Annotated in this window: 18 protein-coding genes; 1 reads left to right on the top strand and 17 read right to left on the bottom strand. The window is 39.5% G+C overall.

Annotation, left to right across the window (positions count from 1 at the left end; genetic code table 11):
• Positions 1–44 precede the first annotated feature (44 nt).
• The 8 genes from F3H00_RS10600 to mltG all read right to left on the bottom strand — a co-directional run bounded on the left by F3H00_RS10600 (position 45) and on the right by mltG (position 8,157).
• On the bottom strand, positions 45–926 hold the full coding sequence (locus F3H00_RS10600; RefSeq protein ID WP_223155260.1) for a TonB-dependent receptor plug domain-containing protein: 882 nt from the start codon (positions 924–926) through the stop codon (positions 45–47).
• 300 nt (positions 927–1,226) lie between these two features.
• On the bottom strand, positions 1,227–1,778 hold the full coding sequence (locus tag F3H00_RS07520) for a 2-oxoglutarate:acceptor oxidoreductase subunit OorC (protein WP_148799847.1): 552 nt from the start codon (positions 1,776–1,778) through the stop codon (positions 1,227–1,229).
• On the bottom strand, positions 1,775–2,620 hold the full coding sequence (locus F3H00_RS07515) for a 2-oxoglutarate ferredoxin oxidoreductase subunit beta (protein ID WP_103647156.1): 846 nt from the start codon (positions 2,618–2,620) through the stop codon (positions 1,775–1,777). Before F3H00_RS07515 ends, F3H00_RS07520 begins: the two co-directional genes overlap by 4 nt.
• Positions 2,610–3,740, bottom strand: coding sequence for a 2-oxoglutarate synthase subunit alpha (locus F3H00_RS07510; RefSeq protein ID WP_149703794.1), 1,131 nt, complete (start codon positions 3,738–3,740; stop codon positions 2,610–2,612). Before F3H00_RS07510 ends, F3H00_RS07515 begins: the two co-directional genes overlap by 11 nt.
• The gene (locus F3H00_RS07505; protein WP_107695130.1) at positions 3,737–4,048 is read right to left on the bottom strand and encodes a 4Fe-4S dicluster domain-containing protein; all 312 of its coding nucleotides are present in this window, start codon (positions 4,046–4,048) and stop codon (positions 3,737–3,739) included. Before F3H00_RS07505 ends, F3H00_RS07510 begins: the two co-directional genes overlap by 4 nt.
• An 8-nt stretch (positions 4,049–4,056) precedes the next feature.
• The gene (locus F3H00_RS07500; protein WP_148799842.1) at positions 4,057–4,950 is read right to left on the bottom strand and encodes a lactate/malate family dehydrogenase; all 894 of its coding nucleotides are present in this window, start codon (positions 4,948–4,950) and stop codon (positions 4,057–4,059) included.
• A 4-nt stretch (positions 4,951–4,954) separates the two neighbouring features.
• Positions 4,955–7,129: an NADP-dependent isocitrate dehydrogenase gene (locus F3H00_RS07495; protein WP_148799840.1), complete on the bottom strand. Its 2,175-nt coding sequence runs from the start codon at positions 7,127–7,129 to the stop codon at positions 4,955–4,957.
• An 83-nt stretch (positions 7,130–7,212) separates the two neighbouring features.
• Positions 7,213–8,157 carry an endolytic transglycosylase MltG gene (gene mltG, locus F3H00_RS07490; protein ID WP_148799838.1) on the bottom strand — a complete coding sequence of 315 codons (945 nt, stop codon included), beginning with the start codon at positions 8,155–8,157 and terminating at the stop codon, positions 7,213–7,215.
• Between the two features lie 73 nt (positions 8,158–8,230).
• Between mltG and F3H00_RS07485 the strand changes: the two genes are divergently transcribed.
• On the top strand, positions 8,231–10,696 hold the full coding sequence (locus tag F3H00_RS07485; RefSeq protein ID WP_148799837.1) for a YhdP family protein: 2,466 nt from the start codon (positions 8,231–8,233) through the stop codon (positions 10,694–10,696).
• Positions 10,697–10,940: 244 nt separating this feature from the next.
• Here F3H00_RS07485 and hypA read toward each other — a convergent pair whose 3' ends face one another.
• The 9 genes from hypA to nikR all read right to left on the bottom strand — a co-directional run bounded on the left by hypA (position 10,941) and on the right by nikR (position 17,280).
• A complete protein-coding gene (gene hypA, locus F3H00_RS07480; RefSeq protein WP_148799835.1) occupies positions 10,941–11,282 on the bottom strand; it encodes a hydrogenase maturation nickel metallochaperone HypA in 342 nt (113 codons plus the stop codon).
• A complete protein-coding gene (hypE, locus tag F3H00_RS07475; protein ID WP_148799833.1) occupies positions 11,282–12,274 on the bottom strand; it encodes a hydrogenase expression/formation protein HypE in 993 nt (330 codons plus the stop codon). The genes hypA and hypE overlap by 1 nt, the downstream gene beginning before the upstream one ends.
• An 8-nt stretch (positions 12,275–12,282) precedes the next feature.
• Positions 12,283–13,371, bottom strand: a complete 1,089-nt coding sequence (hypD, locus tag F3H00_RS07470) for a hydrogenase formation protein HypD (protein ID WP_148799831.1) — start codon at positions 13,369–13,371, stop codon at positions 12,283–12,285.
• Positions 13,371–13,610 carry a HypC/HybG/HupF family hydrogenase formation chaperone gene (locus F3H00_RS07465; protein ID WP_009293878.1) on the bottom strand — a complete coding sequence of 80 codons (240 nt, stop codon included), beginning with the start codon at positions 13,608–13,610 and terminating at the stop codon, positions 13,371–13,373. The genes hypD and F3H00_RS07465 overlap by 1 nt, the downstream gene beginning before the upstream one ends.
• Positions 13,610–14,422: a hydrogenase nickel incorporation protein HypB gene (gene hypB / locus F3H00_RS07460; protein ID WP_087577085.1), complete on the bottom strand. Its 813-nt coding sequence runs from the start codon at positions 14,420–14,422 to the stop codon at positions 13,610–13,612. The genes F3H00_RS07465 and hypB overlap by 1 nt, the downstream gene beginning before the upstream one ends.
• Positions 14,423–14,524: 102 nt before the next feature.
• Positions 14,525–15,130 carry a GDYXXLXY domain-containing protein gene (locus tag F3H00_RS07455; RefSeq protein WP_148799829.1) on the bottom strand — a complete coding sequence of 202 codons (606 nt, stop codon included), beginning with the start codon at positions 15,128–15,130 and terminating at the stop codon, positions 14,525–14,527.
• The gene (locus F3H00_RS07450; protein ID WP_148799828.1) at positions 15,127–16,386 is read right to left on the bottom strand and encodes a DUF2157 domain-containing protein; all 1,260 of its coding nucleotides are present in this window, start codon (positions 16,384–16,386) and stop codon (positions 15,127–15,129) included. Before F3H00_RS07450 ends, F3H00_RS07455 begins: the two co-directional genes overlap by 4 nt.
• Before the next feature lie 95 nt (positions 16,387–16,481).
• Positions 16,482–16,850 carry a Na+/H+ antiporter NhaA gene (locus tag F3H00_RS07445; RefSeq protein WP_103628816.1) on the bottom strand — a complete coding sequence of 123 codons (369 nt, stop codon included), beginning with the start codon at positions 16,848–16,850 and terminating at the stop codon, positions 16,482–16,484.
• Between the two features lie 16 nt (positions 16,851–16,866).
• A complete protein-coding gene (gene nikR, locus F3H00_RS07440; protein ID WP_148799826.1) occupies positions 16,867–17,280 on the bottom strand; it encodes a nickel-responsive transcriptional regulator NikR in 414 nt (137 codons plus the stop codon).
• Positions 17,281–17,318: the final 38 nt, after the last annotated feature.

Here is a 17,318-nt window from a genome sequence, read left to right as displayed (position 1 = left end):
AGCCGCCTTCAAAGTACAGTTCTCTGTTGGAGCGTATTTTAGTTTTACACTAGCTGTTGTTGTTTTAGCTCAAGTCCTCTTTTAGTATCTTTTACAGGGCTTGGTACATCAAAATTCGCCACTCCGTTTGTTAATGGCATGCTAAATCCACCTGGCATACCTGAGTTTTTATGCTCATAGTGGCTAAAGTTTGTCTCAAGTATTAAATCCTCTGTAAGGTAAAAATCAAGTCCTATAGAAGCTAAGCGGCGTGAAGTTTTACTATCTTTTGGCTCTCTTTCTCCATCTGTATAATAAAACACTCCGCGGTAGCCTATTTTTTCAAATTTATTTGATGTATCAAATCCTACACCCAAATTTCCACGAGAGATATAATCTGTCCAAATAGCGTTGTAATCAGCAACAGGACGCTTACGAGAGTAGCTAAAAATACCTGCTGGATCTTGTCCACCATATAGTGAGCCAGCAAGTCCGTTTTGAATTTGTAAGCTCTCAAACATTACCATAGGAATAGCTGTCGTAGAAACTGCGTAAAAGCCGTCCCAAAGAACGTTACCTACGACTGAGCCTTGAAAGCCACGAGTTTGAGGACGACCCATTTCGCCACCGCCACGGTACTGAAGTTGTGCTGATGGGAAATATTTAACAGCTTCATCAAAAGCTTGAACACCTTGATTGTCAAGAACCTCTTTTGAAATTGTATTTACTTGATAAGGCATATCTATAACTTTTTTATCAGCCAAAGGACCAGCAGCGACTCTTTTGTTTAAAATTCCCTCATCGATACCACTCTCGCTGATGTTATCACCGACTGAATTTACTTCAATGCCCTCAAGCTTTGTCGTTTGCACAGCAAAAACTTGACTTAAAAAACCACTGCACATCAAGAGCGCAGCACATGTTGCAACCGAGATTTTGTAACTCAACTTTTACTCCTTTTACAAAAATTTTACATCTGAAACGTTACTAAAACAAATCTTAAATATAATTTATTAATTTATTAAATATTTAAAAATATATTTTATTTAAGAAAGCTAAAATAAGGCATCATAAGAACAATTTTTAAAAAATTTCATAGCTTTGGCAAGATAAATAAATACTATAAATATAATCTTTTATATCAATAAGTGATGCTTAAAATTTTAAGAAAAGTAATAATTAATAAAAATATAATAAAAGCTATTTTTTATTTTTAGTAGAAATTTTGGCTAAAAATTAGCCAAAATTTATTTTAAAAGCTCTTTTGCGTATTTTAGGCCTAGCTCGTATGCTTTGGCGTTTGCCTCTTTGACCTTAGCTGGCACGCTTGCTAGCATCTCTTCACACACTAAATTTTCATCCATGCACCTACTCATCGCCACAGCCACACCAAGAGCCACGACGCTTTGAGTGATGACGTTTCCGACCTCGTCTTTTGCGATAGAGATGATAGGAATTTCATAAATTTTCCAGCGCTTTTTGTCTTCATCGCTTACTTTTACCAAATTTGGCTCGACAACGATCGCACCGCCCTCTTTCACGCCACTTTTAAAGGCGTTGTAGCTTATCTGCGCGGTAGCAAGCATAAAGTCTATCTCGCCCTCGTTTGCGTAAGGATATAAAATTTCTTTCTCATCAAGTATGATATCGACCTTTGTTGGGCCGCCGCGCACCTGAGATGTGTAGGTAGAGGCCTTGACGCCGTATCCACCTGCTTTTATCTTAGCAGCTGAGAGGATCTCGCCTGCTAGTATGACGCCCTGTCCGCCAACGCCGACAAATCTTAGTTGTGACTTCATGCTAGCTCCTCAAAATTTATCGCTTCATTGCTCATTGCAGCCCTTCTTACCTTGTCGTAAGCCTTGGTGTATTCGATCTTTTCTTCATCTTTGTGAAGCACACCAAGTGGGAAAATGCCATTTTTCTCCTCGTCACTTAGCATGTCAAATTTGACCTTGCTAGTCGTGCGGCCTTTTATCCACTCTAAATTTTTCACCGCCTCGCCCATTTTGTTCTTGCGGCCTAAATTTATATGGCAGTTTGAAAATACATCAAAAAAGCTGTATCCATCGTGGCTAAAGCCCTCTACAAAGAGCTTTGTAAGCTTCTCTGGCTCGATGACGCTACCACGTGCGACAAAGCTAGCACCTGCAGCGGTTGCAAGCTTACAGGCATCAAAGCTAGGATCGATGTTGCCATACTGCGCTGTGACCGTCCACATGCCCTTTGGCGTGGTTGGGCTGGTTTGTGAGTTGGTTAGCGCGTAGATGAAGTTGTTTATCAATATATGATTTAGCCCTATATTTCGGCGGCATCCGTGTATCGTGTGGTTGCCTCCGATCGCCAGTCCGTCGCCATCGCCAGTTACAACTATGACGTGCTTATCTGGATTTGCCATCTTTACGCCAGTGGCATAAGCTACGGCTCTGCCGTGAGTTGTGTGAATGGTGTTGCAGTCGAGATATCCGCTAAAGCGACCAGAGCAGCCTATGCCTGAGACCACGCAAACGTCGTTCATATCCCAACCCATGGTGTCGATAGCGCGGATGAGTGCCTTTAGTATGACGCCGTCGCCGCAGCCCCAGCACCAAAGAGTAGGCATTTTATCTGTTCGTAAATATTTATCGTAATTAAAAGCCATAAATTTCTCCTATCTTCGCCTCGATCTCGCTTGGGCTTATCGGTCTGCCGTTTGCTTTTAGCAGTTTTGCAAAGTCATCTCTTAAGATGATCTTTGAAATTTCGCCACTATATTGACCTAAATTTAGCTCGCAGACTAAAATTTTCTTAAATTTATCTGATATCTCTTTTAGCTTTTTAGCTGGAGCTGGGAAAAGTGTGAGTGGCTTAAATAGCCCTACTTTTAGCCCTTTTTCACGTAAATTTAAGATAGCTTGCTTAGCTGAGAGAGCCACGCTACCAAAGGCGATGATGCAAATTTCAGCGTCATCAAGCATAAACTCTTCAAATTTCTCGCACTCGTCAGTGTGTAAATTTATCTTATTAAACAGCCTATTCATCGAGTATTCAACGATCTTGCCATCTTCTGTTGGAAAGCCAGTTGCGCCGTGATGAAGCCCAGTTATGTGATAGTGATAGCCTTTAAAGAAAGGATTTAGCGTAGCTGGCGCGTCTGGTGCTGCCTCGTAGGGTTTATACTCTTTTGGCTCGCCGCTAAATTCTCTTCTTTTATAAATTTCTAGTTCGCTAATCTCAGGCAAACTAACCCTTGCTTGCATGTGTCCTATCGTCTCATCGAGTAGCAGTATAACTGGCGTCATAAACCTAGCTGCGAGATTAAATGCACGAACCGTCTGCGTATAGCACTCCTCTAGGCTGCTAGGCGCTAGCACTATCATATTTACATCGCCGTGAGTTGGGTTTTTAGCCTGCAAGATATCGCCTTGTGCGACACGGGTAGGCAGACCAGTTGAAGGGCCACCGCGCATGACATTTACTATGACGAGCGGTATCTCAGCGATAAAGCCAAGGCCTATTTGCTCAGCCTTTAGTGAAATTCCTGGACCTGAGCTAGCTGTCATCGCCTTAGCGCCACTCGCACTTGCGCCAAGAGAAACTGAAATCCCAGCTATCTCATCTTCCATTTGTATAAATGTACCGCCATGTTTTGGCAAAAGCACGCTTAGCTCGTGTGCGATCTCGCTACTTGGAGTGATCGGATATCCACCAAAGAAGTTACAGCCGCACTCGACAGCAGCCCTTGCTACTAGGGCATTTCCAGTTGATACTAGCTCTCTCATGCACTCTCTCCAAGCTTTGCAAATTTATTTGCCTTTACAGCCACAGCTCGCTCTTTGCTCTCAGGCGTTAGCTTTGCAAATTTAAAGCCTTTTTCAGCCACATAAATGGCAAAATCAGGACAGTGAAGCTCACAGTCGCGACAGCCTATACATGAGTCAGCATAGACGACCTCTATCATCTTACCAAGCACTGCTTTTGGCTCAAGCCTCATCGCTAGTACGCCTGCTGGGCAGTAGCTCACGCAGACATCACAGGCTTTACACCTGCTCTCATCGACCCAAACAGGTACGTTTTCTTTTATTATCATCTATATTCCTAATCCAAATTTTCTTTTAAAAATTTAATGTTTTTTCTAATATCAGCTTCGCTTTTACTTAGCTGCTCTTGCTCACTTTCATTTATATTTAGCTCTAAAATTTCTTTTAAGCCATCACGTCCAAGCTTTACTAGCCTGCCGCAACTTAGCTCATCATCAAGAAGTACGCTAGCGCTTAAAATTTCATCACTCTTGCCCATGATCGCTTCACACATCTTCACAACAGCAGCTGCTGGTGCGTAGTAAGCTGAAGTGCCAAGAAGCTTAACGATCTTTGCGCCACCTGTGCTTGTCTCTTTTTTAAGAATTGCCAACTCATTTTCATTTAAATTTTCGCTAATGTTGCTAGCAGATACGATCATCTCATCGTTGTGAGCGCCAATTATCTTTGTCTTTAGCTCTTTTGCATCTTTATCTTTTAGAAGCGCTAGCTCATATCTGCATCTTGCGCCATCAAGCTCACCAGCCATGCCGATCACTTTATTTTTGCTAAAACCACTAAATTTATGGGCCGTCCAGACCATCACATCAAGCGGATTTGTCACGACGATTATCACCGCATTTGGTGCAAATTTTGCGATATTTTGAGCTGTTTGTTTTACGACTACGGCATTTTTAAGGAGCAAGTCCTCTCTTGTTTGACCCTCTTTTCTTGGGCTTCCAGCAGTTACCACTACGATATCACTGCCCTCTATTAGCATAAAGTCATCGCCACCGCAAACGGTAGTTTTAGCATTAAAAACGCAGCTTGACTGCGCTAGATCGATCGCTTTTGCACGTGCCACGTCACCAAATATATCCACAAGTGCGATCTCATCGCAAACTTCTCTCATGCAAAGCGCATAAGCTATGCTCGCACCGACGTTTCCTGCTCCAACTATACTTATTTTCATTTTCTCATCCTATTATTTGATTTAAAATTTTACTTGGTCTCATGACCTCATTTGCTTTTACTTCATCTGGCAAATAATATCCACCAAATTCCACGCTTGCACCATCATTTTGTCTTATCTCTTTTAAAATTTCACTCTCACTTTTTTCTAGCTCGTTTGCTAAATTTTCAAAAATTTTGCTTAAAATCCCGCCACTTTTTGCCATTTCTCTTGCCCAAAAAAGTGCTAGATAAAAGTGCGACTCCCTAGTATCAAGAGTGGCATTTGGCGTTTTGTTTTCGTCCAAATAGCTAGCAACCGCTCTATTTAGCGCATCACTTAGCTCTTTTGCCTCTTTTTTTTGCTTAGCAAATGCCAAATGCTCGAGCGAAGCACTAAGCGCTAAAAACTCGCCGAGGCTATCCCAAAGTAGATGGTTTTTCTCTTTTAGCTCTTTTACAAGCGTTGGAGCCGTTCCACCAGCGCCAGTCTCAAACATCGCTCCACCAGCAAGTAGCGGCACTACTGAGAGCATTTTAGAGCTGCCACCTAGCTCAAATATCGGAAAAAGATCAGTTAAATAGTCTCTTAAAACGTTACCGGTTACGCTTATAACGTCTTTACCAGCTCTTATTGCTTCAAGCGATCTTTTAGTTGCTTGCTCGTAGTTTAAAATCTCAAATTTCACGCCAGAGCTTCTAAATTTATCTTTAAATTTCTCAAATTTAGCTATCAAATTTCTATCATGAGCACGGCTACTATCTAGCCAAAATATAAGCTCATCTTTTGAAATTTCGCCTCTTTTAAAAGCAAGCTCAAACCACGCATTTATCGCATCATCTTTTGCCTGCGTCATCCTAAAAATGTCACCCTTTTTGACGCTAAATTTAAAGACACTCTCACCAGCCTCATCAAAAACTACAAATTCTCCGTCTTCTTTTGCGATGAAAGTCTTATCGTGGCTGCCATACTCCTCGGCCTTTTTAGCCATTAGCCCCACGTTTGCCACGCTGCCGATCTTGCTTACATCAAGCGCGCCATGCTCCTTAAAGTCCGCCACGCAAGCCTCATAAACTCTAGCGTAGGTCCTATCTGGGATCATGCAAAGCGAGAAATTTAGCTCGCCGCTTCTATCTTTTACTTTCCCTGAGTTTCTAATAAGCGCTGGCACAGAAGCATCGATGATGACATCATTTGGCACGTCAAAGTTGCTGGCATTTTCATTTAGTGCCCAAATTTTTGCCTTTTTGCTCAAAATTTCATCAAATTTAGCCAAAATTTCATCTTTATTTTTAAGCTGCAAAATTTTAGAAAACATATCTTTTAAGCCGTTTTTAGCCTCCACGCCGTGAGCTTTAAACTTTTCACCAAACAGCTCAAAAACCTCTTTAAAATAGCTTTTTATCGCATGCGCAAAGATGACTGGGTCACTAACCTTCATCATCGTGCATTTTAGGTGCAGGCTTAAGGTTAAATTCTCTTTTTTCGCCTTTTCAAAACAGTTTTCATAAAATTTATCTAGCTCATCTACGCTTAAATATGTAGCATCTACGATCTCGCCACTTTGTACGGCAAGCTCTTTTAAAAGCTCTTTTTTGCCATCCGTGCTCACAAAATTTATATAAAATTTCTCATCTCTACTAGCGATAATTGAGCGCTCATTCTCATAAAAATCGCCCTTTTGCATGTAGCAAATTTTTGTCTTATTTGTCTTATCCCAGTCGCCGTTGCTATGTGGATGTTTCTTGGCAAATTCTTTAACCGGAGGCAATACTCTTCTATCTGAGTTTCCTTGCCTAAGCACTGGATTTACTGCGCTACCAAGCACTTTTTGGTATTTTTTAGCAACATCTTCGTCGTAGTCTGTGATAATTTCATCTGGATAAAAAGGCACATTTATGCCCTTGCTTCTAAGCTCCTCTATCGCTGCTTTTAGCTGAACGAGCGTGGCTGAAATGTTTGGCAGTTTTATGATATTTGCCTCTTTGTGAGCGGTCAGTTCGCCTAAAAGCTCTAGCTCATCGGCCTTATTTAGTCCAAGCTCTTTGCTAAAAAGAGATAAAATTCTCCCAGCTAGGCTAATATCGGCCCTAGTTATGCCAATGTCAGCGCGTGATAAAAAGCTCTTTACGATAGGAAAGAGAGAGTAGCTTGCAAAAAGCGGTGCTTCGTCAGTTTTGGTCCAGATAATGTCACTCATTTTAGCCCTTTTATTTTTTTAAAATTTATCACTTTCTTTATTAAATCTCGTTGTATTTTAGGCATTTGTCGCAAATTCTAGCTCTATTTTCCTATATTTTGGTTGTGCTCGCTTAAGGTTTTTGAAAAAATGTGTTTTTTTGCCTTTTTGTCAAGCACAAAGTATAGATAATCGCTCTTTGCAGGGTTTATTGCTGCTTTGATCGCACTTATCGAGACCGAGCAGACTGGACTTGGCGGAATGCCGTCGTTTAGATAGGTATTAAACTCGCTCATATCGCTTCTTATGCGCTCAGCCGTGATCACATCGTGCGAATAAATTCCATAGTTTAGTGTACCGTCCATTTGCAGCCTCATGCCTTTATTTAGGCGGTTATAAATGACTGAGGCGACAAGTGGCATCTCAGCATCATTTGCCGCTTCTTTTTGAATGATCGAAGCAATCGTTAAAATTTTAAACCATTTTTTCTCGTTGTATTCGCCAAAAATTTTATTGCTGATCTCGCTTTGAGCCTTTCTTGATGAATTAACAAGATAAAAAGCAAGGTGCCTTTCGCTGATACCTATTGGGATTTTGTATGTATTTGGCATCAAAAAGCCATCACTCACTGGAGCAAGGGCGCTATATTCGCTATTTAATTTGACTGGGTCAAGTCCTAGCTGGGCGGCGATCTGGTTTAAAAAAATGATAGTCGTTTCGCCTGGTATTAGCGTTATCTCGGTTAAAGCTGCTTTTGATTTTGCAAGTTTTTTTAAAAAACCAACCCTTGAAATTTTGTCTTGACCGATCTCTATCCAGCCAGATTGCGGAGAGCCGATAAAAAGTATGGCGTACTTGTCTATCACGCTTAAGTTAAAGTTGCGATTAGCTAAATAAGATATAATCTCGCCCACACTTCCCTTTGGTATAAAAACGACCTTGCTTGTGTTTATAGGGCGTGCCAAATAGACAAAAATACTTAGGAAAATGATGGCTACGATATCAAAAAAAATGTCTAAATATGGCTTTTTTATAAAATTTTTTATCATTTTGATTCTTTCGCTTCTTTTACTTTTAAAATACGGCATAAAAATTAACGATTTCGAGTTTTACGGCGTAAAATTGGAGCAATTATATATAAAGTTAGATAAAAAAATAATTGTAAGAGCAAAGCAGATCAAGCTCCCAAATTTTAAGAAAGAGAGCAAGCAAAAAAACAGCGATGAGCGCCTTTTAAATCTTAGTAAAAGCGTAGATTTTATAGATACGATTTTTCAAGAAATTTCACTTGAAAATGTGCAAATAGGAGATGATTTTAAACTAAAAATTCTATTTTTAGATGATATATTTTTTGTTGATAGCCCTTATTTAAACGTGGATATAAAATTCCAAAACGAACAGCAAGACGGAATAGATCTTTTTAGTGTTAGAAATTTAAGCTTTAAGGATTTTAACGTAAGTATTAGCGGCGAAGGGAGTGCAGATTTTGATAAAAATGACTATAAATTTGAAGGAAATTTCACCTCTCATGAGCTGCACGGTAAGCTAAATTTTGTTCTAAAAGATACATTTTTAACTTACAAAGCTTACGATGTCGAGGCTGGAAGCATTAAAAACTTCATTAATGAGCTTGATAGACGCATAGAGCTAAATAGTGAAGTTAAAAACTGGATATATGGATACATCATTGCTGATGATTACGAGTTAAAAGAGATAAACGGCAAGGTGGATCTAGCCAAAAATGACTTTTATCTAAATGATCTAAATGCCACCGCAAATACTAAAAATTTGCTCGTTAAATTTGAAAAAGGCTTGCCAGCCGTAAATGTAGGCGAGGCAAATATTACGCTTAAAAACTCAAAGCTTAAATTTGATCTTATTTCGCCTATTTACAAGGACAAAAAACTTGATGGCTCAAGCGTTGCGATAAATAATATCTTTGATGAGAAAAGCGCAAATTTAGAGCTACTTATAAAGACAAAATCGATCTATGATGAAGCTATAAATGAGATATTAAAAGCCTATAAGATCATCGTACCAATAAGGCAGCTAAGCGGCAAAATGGACGCTAGCTTAAAAATTTTGATAAAGCTTGATGAGAAAAGCTTAGAAAATTTTGATGAAAAAAGTGTCGTCGCAAATGGAGAATTTAAGCTAAGTGACGCGATTTTAGAGATTGCTGGGAGTAAGTTTAATACCAAAAATGCTCTCGTAAAGCTTATAAATACGACGAATTTAAGCATCGATACTACCGGCTTTGGGCTTGACTTTTTTAAGGCAAATGCCAAAGCGAATATAGATTTACAAAAAAGCACTGGCGAGATAAAAGGCGTGATAGAAAGCTTTGATCTAAAAGAGAAAAATGATGAAATTTTAACCTTTAAAAATGAGCCATTTAACGCATTTTTGGACTTTAGCAAGGCTGGTGAAACTTTGCTTAATATAGAGCCATTTGGGCTTGATATGAGCTTTGGTAGTGAAAGTAAAATAGCAACAAAAAATAGTAAATTTTTCATAGAGAGCTCGCCTGTTTTAAAGGAAAATGGCGTGCGTGGTTTTGATGAGCTTAGTATAAAAAGTAAGGATTTTACTGATCTTGAAATTTTTACCAAAGGAGCAAACTTTGATTTGCCGTTTTTAGATAAAAATGGCTCAAAATATGAAAACGATGATCTTAAAATTTTAGTCTCAAAAGCTGGTGTGAAAGTAGATAGCGCAAGTAAAAAGCTAAGCCTAGATATAAAAGAAAAAGCTATAAACGTAAAAACTAAAGATCTAAATTTGCTAGTGCTTGACGATAACAAAACCAGCGAGCAAAGCACACCGCTTGAGCTCTTGGCAAGAAACGGCGATATTATTTTAAAAGATTTAAACAAAACACTACCATTTACTAGCTTTAGTGCCGAGAAAAAGGGCAAAAACATCTCACTAAATGGCCTAGCTCAGCAAGGAAGAGTTGGCTATTTTAACGATGAAAAAAGTATAAATTTAGACGCAACCGACATAAGCGGAGAATTTATCAACGACCTTTTTGGCATCAAGAGCTTTGAGGGCGGTAAATTTCGCCTAAAAATGCTTGGAGAAAACTCGAAAAATTTCAAGGCTGAGGTAAGATTTTTTGATACTTTTTTAAAAGATTATATCTTTTATCAAAGGCTACTTAGCTTTTTAAACTCGGTTCCATCGCTTCTTAGCTTTAAAACACCCGACTTTAACGACAAGGGCTTTACTGTTAAAAATGGTAAAATTTTACTCACTAGAAATGGCGATATGATCGAATTTTTAGCGATTGAAATGATAGGAACAAGTGCTGATATCGGCGGGCGTGGTACGATCGATCTAAAGAGTAAAAAGATAAACATCGACCTTGAGCTAAAGCTACTAAAAGACGCTAGTAGTATCATTGATAAAATTCCACTGGTAAATCAAATAATCCTTGGCAAGGACCGCTCGCTCTCAACCGTCATCGCCATACGAGGCACTACCGATAAACCTGAGTACTCGACACAGATCCTGCAAGACGCCCTGCTCTCACCACTAAAGATAATAAGAAACGTGATTCAGGCTCCGTTTTTGATATTTGAGTAGTTTAAATCTGCAACGCACGGAAATTATAGAAAAATTATTGACTACTTCTAAAGCCAAGAGTGGGCACTCATTTTTGATTATCTATACTAACCTAGGTTCGTAAAGTGCGTAATGCTTAAATTTTACTAGTCAAAAGATATCAAAAGCTAAAGATCAAGGCCTTGATAGCTATTTTTTGATACTACAACTATTAAAATATTTTGATAAAAAACATAAAATTTTACATATAAAAATATGTAAAATTTTACTTCATCTCAAGGCGCATCAGATACATATCTTCGCCGTCAGTCACCTTTAAATTTTGACTTTTGCACTTTGGACAGGTAAAGTCATTTTCGCTAAGCTCCCCGCCAAATCTACAATCCAAACACTCAATAACAATGCCTTGTAAATTTATCACAAGTTCGGCGTTTTCGCAGATCGTACCAGCCTTATAAACATCAAAAGCGCTCTGCAAATAATGAGGCTCCACTCCGCTTAAACGGCCGACCTTTATCTCGATCCTGCTTATCTCTTTGGCATTTTCTTTGGCGGCATTTTTCTCGCAAAGGCTAACTAAATTTTGAACGATACTAAGCTCGTGCATTAGCATATCCTTGGCAGTAGCTCGCCCTTTGGCGGCTCGAGAAATCTTCTTGATTTATAGGCATTTTCGATGATGACGCGCTCGTTTTTTGCTTCCATTACCTCGCCTATTATCATCGCATTTTTGTCAAATTCTCTTAAAATTTTAAGCGCGTCCTCGGCCTGGCTCTCATCAACAGCCATCACAAAAGTGCCCTCATTTGCAAGCTCATAAGGCTCAAATCCAAATAGCTCACAAACGCCCATCACTTCGTCTGCGACCTTGATATTTTCTTCAAAAACTAAGATGTCAAATTTAGCAAATTTAGCCCATTCATTTAGCACTGCACTTAGCCCACCCCTAGTCGCATCACGCATGCACTGCGGTTTTATGCCAGCACTAAAAAGCCTCAAAGCAACCTCTTTTAGGCTCTTGCAGTCACTTTTTAGATCAAGCCCAAGCTCAAATTCCTCTCTTGCTGCAAGCACCACGCCGCCGTGTCTACCAACATCTCCAGAGATTAAAATTTTAGCCCCTGCTTTTAAATTTTTAAGCTCCACGCCTTCGCAAACTATCTCGCCGATGCCTGCTGTGTTTATGAAAATTTTATCGCATTTGCCCTTTGGTACGACCTTTGTATCGCCACAAACTACGCTTACACCGCTCTCTTTGCAAGTTTTTGCAAGTGAGCCAAGCACCTTTTCAAGCTCCTCTATACTTAGCCCCTCTTCGATGATGAGCGAGCAGCTTAGGTATTTAGCGCTTGCTCCAACCATCGCAAGGTCGTTTATCGTGCCGCAAGCCGCGATCTTGCCGATGTCGCCGCCATTAAAAAAAATGGGAGTTACCACAAAGCTATCAGAGCTAAATGCGATCTTGCCGTTTAAATTTAATATCGCTGAGTCGTTGCTCTGCCTTAAAATTTCATTATCAAAAATTTTAAATATCGTCTCGTTTATAAGCGAGTTCATCTCCTCGCCGCCGCCGCCGTGGCTTAGCATTATCTTTTTCATTAAATTCCTTAACCAACTCTTGCGTATTTAAAATATGCCGCACAAGCGCCCTCGCTTGATACCATGCACGATCCTATCGGATTTTGCGGGTTGCAGACCTTGCCAAAGACTTTGCACTCTGTTGGCTTTGCTAGCCCTCTTAAAATTTGCCCACAAATGCAAGCTTTGCTCTCGCCAGCGCTCTCTACATTGCAGTCAAACTGCACTCTAGCGTCAAGGTAGGCAAACTCATCTTTTAGTTTCATGCCACTTTGCGCTATCTCGCCAAGGCCTCTCCAGACAAAGTCGCACGGCTCAAAGTACTTAGCGATGAGCTCTTTTGCCTTGAGGTTGCCCTCTTCTTTGACCGCTCTTGCGTACTCGTTATAAACCTCATAAGTGCCTACGTTTTGCTGACGGACTAAATTTAGTACACTTGCCATGATGTCAAGCGGCTCAAATCCGCTAATGGCTATTGGTCTTTTAAACTCATCTGCTAGCTCTTTGTAAATTTTACTTCCAGTGATGACACTTACATGGCTTGGGCCTAAAAATGCATCTATCCTCACGTTTTCACCGCTCATTATGGCTCTAACTGGTGCTGGGACGGTTACGTGATTTATATGAAAGTATAAATTTTTAATGCCCCCTTGCACCACTTTTTCAACCAAATTTGCGCTCATTGGCGTCGTTGTCTCAAAGCCAATGGCAAAAAATATAACCTTTTTGTCTGGATTTTGCTTAGCTATATTTAGCGCATCAAGTGGCGTGTAAAGTGCTCTTATATCATGCCCCTCGCCACGAAGTTTTTGCAAGCTTGTCTTTGAGCCAGGCACTCTTAGCATGTCAGCTAGCGTGCAAAAGATCACATTATCCATGCTAGCAAGCTTACAGGCCTCGTCTATGCGGCTCTTTGGCATCACGCAGACCGGACAGCCTGGGCCGTGGACGAAATTTATATGCTCTCCAACCAAGCTTGGCAGTGCAAATTTCATAATGCTATGCGTGTGTCCGCCGCAAATTTCCATTATATTTAGCGGTTTTACACTCTCTTTTTGTATGAGTTTTGAAAGGGCAAGGATTAAATTTTTGTCGCGAAAATCATTGATAAGATCCATCAAATTTTCCCCGCATCCATATCCTCAGCGATCTTTTGATAGACCTCTAAGCTCTCAAGCGCAAACTGCGTGTCAATCTTTTGCATGGCGTATCCAACGTGGATTAGCACATATTCGCCAACTTTTACCTCTTCAGAGATGAGATCTAGGCTTACCTTTCTAGTAACGCCTAAAGTCTCAACGGTGGCAACGTTATTTTCATCTATTTCTATTACTTTTGAAGGGATCGAGAGACACATTATCTTAGCTCTTTTTTAAATTCCAAATAACTTATCCACTTATCGATGCCCTCGCCTGTTTTGCTATCTATCACAAAGATATCGACCTTTGGATTTAGCTTTCTAGCGTCGTTTTTCACTCGCTCGATATCAAAGTCAAAGTGCGGCGCAAGCGAAGCTTTTGTGATAAGAAGCACGTCAGCAGCCCTAAACATCACTGGATATTTGCTCACCTTATCATCGCCCTCTGGTACTGAAAGAAGCACAGCGTTAAAATGCGAGCCAACGTCATAGCTTGCAGGACAGACTAAATTTCCAACATTTTCTATAAAGACTAGATCAAGCTCGTTTAGTGGCAGGTGATGAAGCCCTTCATGCACCATAAATGCGTCCAAGTGACAGGTCTGACCTGTGCTTATCTGATGAGCTTTTGCGCCAGCTTTTACTATACGGTCGGCATCTTGATTGGTTTCAAGATCGCCCTCAACAACGCCTATTTTAAACTTACCAGCCTTTATCGTAGCCTCAAGAAGCGTGGTCTTACCAGCGCCTGGGCTACTCATTAAATTTACACAAAGTATCTTTTTCTCATCAAGATGAGCTCTATTGTGGGCGGCCTCTTTATCGTTTTCAGAGAGAATTTTCTCTATCACGTCTATGGTTTTACTCTCGTTTAGCACAGGGTGCGCGTGAGCCTCGTGGCTATGCTCGTGTGCGTCATGAGCGTGCTCTGTATGCCCATCATGAGTGTGTGGGTGCGAGTGAGTGGTGCCATCAGTGTGAGTGTGAACGTGGGTGTGATTACCCATTGAACAACCGCAATCTTTGCACATTTTTTTATCCTTTTTTATTAATTTATGGAGATTTTAACTCTTAAATTTAAAAATAAAATTAAATTTTTAGGAGTTTTTACAAATGCTTTGACTAAATTTACTTTACTCTTTTTGCCTAATATCATCCAGCTTATCAAAATTTTCATCACCAAATAATTTTTTACTATTCTTTCCAGCACTCTTTTGAATTATTAGATCCTTTAATCTAGCCTTGCCATTTTCCATAACCATCAAAACCGCATATGCATCAACATCTTCTTCTCTCATTTCATTTTCAGTATTAGCCGCACTATCAGGCGACATATAAAACTGCTCTATGCCGTATTTTACTAGTGAGTAGCCGTCATATCTACCAGCTAAAAACACTCCATTGTCTGGCTTGCTTATACTAAATTTAGCAAAGCTGTAAGTGCCATTAACATCTGGCTTTAAAACAGCATAAACTCTAGCCCCATCTCTTACTCTCTCATCGTATTGGTCGATATAGCGGTCATCTTCATCATTTTCGTCAAAATTTCTTGAATGAAAATTTGAAAATTCATAGTTTAAATCAACATAATTTCCGCGAAAAAGATCTCTTGGATCATAAAGATTAACCCTTACTCTTACCTCCTGCCCAAAATAAAGTGGCATAAGTGCGTAGCCAAGCATAATGCCAATAAGCGAAATTTGAAAAACCACAGCTACTATTAATACTTTTATCTTCATTTTTTGCCTCTTTTTCTAGCCACAACTAGCACTATGAAAGCAAACACCATAAATAGCGCCGTAGCACCAATATAATCACCTATGAGTTGGAAATACCTCACGGCTGCAACCAAAAATATCATACAAAGACCAAGTTTTAACTCACCCTTTTTGATAAGAACCGCAGCTGTTATGATATTTGCGAGCGAAAAAAATATATTTGCATAACCAGGACCGTAGCTAAAGACAAAGGGCAACGACACGAGCAGTGCCCCAAGCAGCAAACCACTCTTGTTTTTTTCTTTAAAAAACAGTGCAAAATAAGCAACACTAAATAGTATAAAGACAAAGCCAAAGTTGCTTTTAAAAAACGACTTCACAAACCAAAGCTCTTCATCTGCAACCTCAAATAAATTTCTTTCTTCAAATAAAAGCAGACAAAGTAACAACACAAAAACGCCAAAATTTTTACCAAATTCTTTTGCAAATGTGCCAAGCCCTACTCTGAATTTATCTAGTAGCGGCGAAATGCTAATAAGCAAAAGTGCATAAGATAGCGATACGATCGCAACCATAGGAAGTCCAAACAAAAATCCATAATCAAATATCGCTCTAAGACCACTAATGTAGCCGCAAAATGAAATGATGTATATAAAAATATCTATAAAAAGTACAAAAGCAAGCCATTTTGAGTCGTCTTTGTAAAGCGTATATGCGCCAAGTACTATAAAAATGATAAAGCCAAAACCAAAATCACCCTGATAGCCTCTCATAAAAAACCAAACCGTTGCAAAGATAAGGCTTTGGGCTACTAACACACCTTTTTTACTAGCAAAAGAAACCGCAAACGCTCCAATACTCCAAAGCAAGATACCGCCGCTTGGCTCATCACTAATGTTATAAATTTGAGCAATAAGAGCAATCGCCGCACCAAAGCAGAAATTTCCAAGAAAAAACATCGCCGTTGATAGATTTTCCTTTCCCTTTGCGAGATAGTAAATTCCACCAAAATTTACAAGCCCAAGTACAAACAACACAAGCGCCAAACGTCCTAGTCTAGGTATCTCTTCCCAATTTGCACCAACGAGAGTAAAAAATGCCAGTGCAAAAAAGAGATATGCTACGAGTTTTAGGACAAAACTCATCTTATCGCTGTGAGCGTCAGGGTCGATGTCATATAAATTTGCTATTTTTATAGCGGTCTCTTTATCGACTATACCGTCACTTTGCCACCGATCCAGCTCTTTTGCTAGAAAAATTCTATTTAAAAAGTTCATTATTCACACTCTCTTTTATAAGATATACAAAACACCAAATTTCTAGCCAGTATCTTAAATGCCGTATTTATATCCATTGACACTGCCTTAATCTTTCAACAAAAAATATAATTGTGATTTAAAATATAAAAAAATATAGAAGCTAAAATGCCACTGATGATAAAAATTTTTAGCAAGGTAGCTTGGGCCAGACTCCTAAGCTTTGCTTTAAAAATTTCTCGCTTAAGTCTAAACCCAAGTAAAAAGAAAAAAACGGCCATCAAACTATCATTTACAAAAAGGATAAGGGGCTTTTGTATCGGCGATTTGCCAAAATTTAGCCTTGTATCAATTTGCAAAAATGAGTTATAAAAACTACTTAAAAAAATATTTCCAAAGATAAATGCCACTAAAGCAGCAGTGATAAGAAAGATACCACCGCTCGCTTCACCTATAAAAAAATCCCAAAAATTCCTAAAACTCATAAAAACCCTTAAAAAACTAAAACCTAGGAATAGCTGCCCTTGTGAGTTTAGAAAATTTTACGCCCTTTAAACCGGCGATCCTTTCAGCAAAGCGTTCAATTTTGCCCGCCTCGCCTCTTATTGAAATCGTTTCTAAGCAGTTGTGGTGATCGACATGAACATGGTTTGTGCAGATGATTTTCACATCAGAGCTATGCTCTATATCCATCTTTTTATTCACCAAATCGTTGTGATGATGCATATAAATGAGCGTCAAAACACCGATCAACTCCTCACTAGCGTCCTTCCAACTGTCATTTACGATCTTTTCGCGGATCAGATCCCTCGTAAATTCGCTCCTAGAAGCGTAGCCTTGTTCGCTAACTTTCTTATCTAGTTCGTCTAGTAACTGACTAGGCAAAGAAACACTAAAACGTATAACACTATCCATTTTTTGCTCCTTTCTCGTTTGATTACCGTTTACAATCA

This window comes from Campylobacter concisus (genome assembly GCF_902460845.1).
Taxonomy (GTDB): Bacteria; Campylobacterota; Campylobacteria; order Campylobacterales; family Campylobacteraceae; genus Campylobacter_A; species Campylobacter_A concisus_X.
This window is presented reverse-complemented; position numbering and strand designations above follow the sequence as displayed.

Excerpts from the sequence above, each read along its gene's own strand:
- F3H00_RS07510 (WP_149703794.1), bottom strand. The coding sequence starts at position 3,740 with ATGAGAGAGCTAGTATCAACTGGAAATGCCCTAGTAGCAAGGGCTGCT.
- hypA (WP_148799835.1), bottom strand. The coding sequence starts at position 11,282 with ATGCACGAGCTTAGTATCGTTCAAAATTTAGTTAGCCTTTGCGAGAAA.
- F3H00_RS07515 (WP_103647156.1), bottom strand. The coding sequence starts at position 2,620 with ATGGCTTTTAATTACGATAAATATTTACGAACAGATAAAATGCCTACT.
- F3H00_RS07455 (WP_148799829.1), bottom strand. The coding sequence starts at position 15,130 with ATGAAGATAAAAGTATTAATAGTAGCTGTGGTTTTTCAAATTTCGCTT.
- hypE (WP_148799833.1), bottom strand. The coding sequence starts at position 12,274 with ATGAAAAAGATAATGCTAAGCCACGGCGGCGGCGGCGAGGAGATGAAC.
- F3H00_RS07450 (WP_148799828.1), bottom strand. The coding sequence starts at position 16,386 with ATGAACTTTTTAAATAGAATTTTTCTAGCAAAAGAGCTGGATCGGTGG.
- hypD (WP_148799831.1), bottom strand. The coding sequence starts at position 13,371 with ATGGATCTTATCAATGATTTTCGCGACAAAAATTTAATCCTTGCCCTT.
- F3H00_RS07500 (WP_148799842.1), bottom strand. The coding sequence starts at position 4,950 with ATGAAAATAAGTATAGTTGGAGCAGGAAACGTCGGTGCGAGCATAGCT.
- hypB (WP_087577085.1), bottom strand. The coding sequence starts at position 14,422 with ATGTGCAAAGATTGCGGTTGTTCAATGGGTAATCACACCCACGTTCAC.
- nikR (WP_148799826.1), bottom strand. The coding sequence starts at position 17,280 with ATGGATAGTGTTATACGTTTTAGTGTTTCTTTGCCTAGTCAGTTACTA.
- F3H00_RS07505 (WP_107695130.1), bottom strand. The coding sequence starts at position 4,048 with ATGATAATAAAAGAAAACGTACCTGTTTGGGTCGATGAGAGCAGGTGT.
- F3H00_RS07520 (WP_148799847.1), bottom strand. The coding sequence starts at position 1,778 with ATGAAGTCACAACTAAGATTTGTCGGCGTTGGCGGACAGGGCGTCATA.
- F3H00_RS07445 (WP_103628816.1), bottom strand. The coding sequence starts at position 16,850 with ATGAGTTTTAGGAATTTTTGGGATTTTTTTATAGGTGAAGCGAGCGGT.
- F3H00_RS07465 (WP_009293878.1), bottom strand. The coding sequence starts at position 13,610 with ATGTGTCTCTCGATCCCTTCAAAAGTAATAGAAATAGATGAAAATAAC.
- mltG (WP_148799838.1), bottom strand. The coding sequence starts at position 8,157 with ATGATAAAAAATTTTATAAAAAAGCCATATTTAGACATTTTTTTTGAT.
- F3H00_RS07495 (WP_148799840.1), bottom strand. The coding sequence starts at position 7,129 with ATGAGTGACATTATCTGGACCAAAACTGACGAAGCACCGCTTTTTGCA.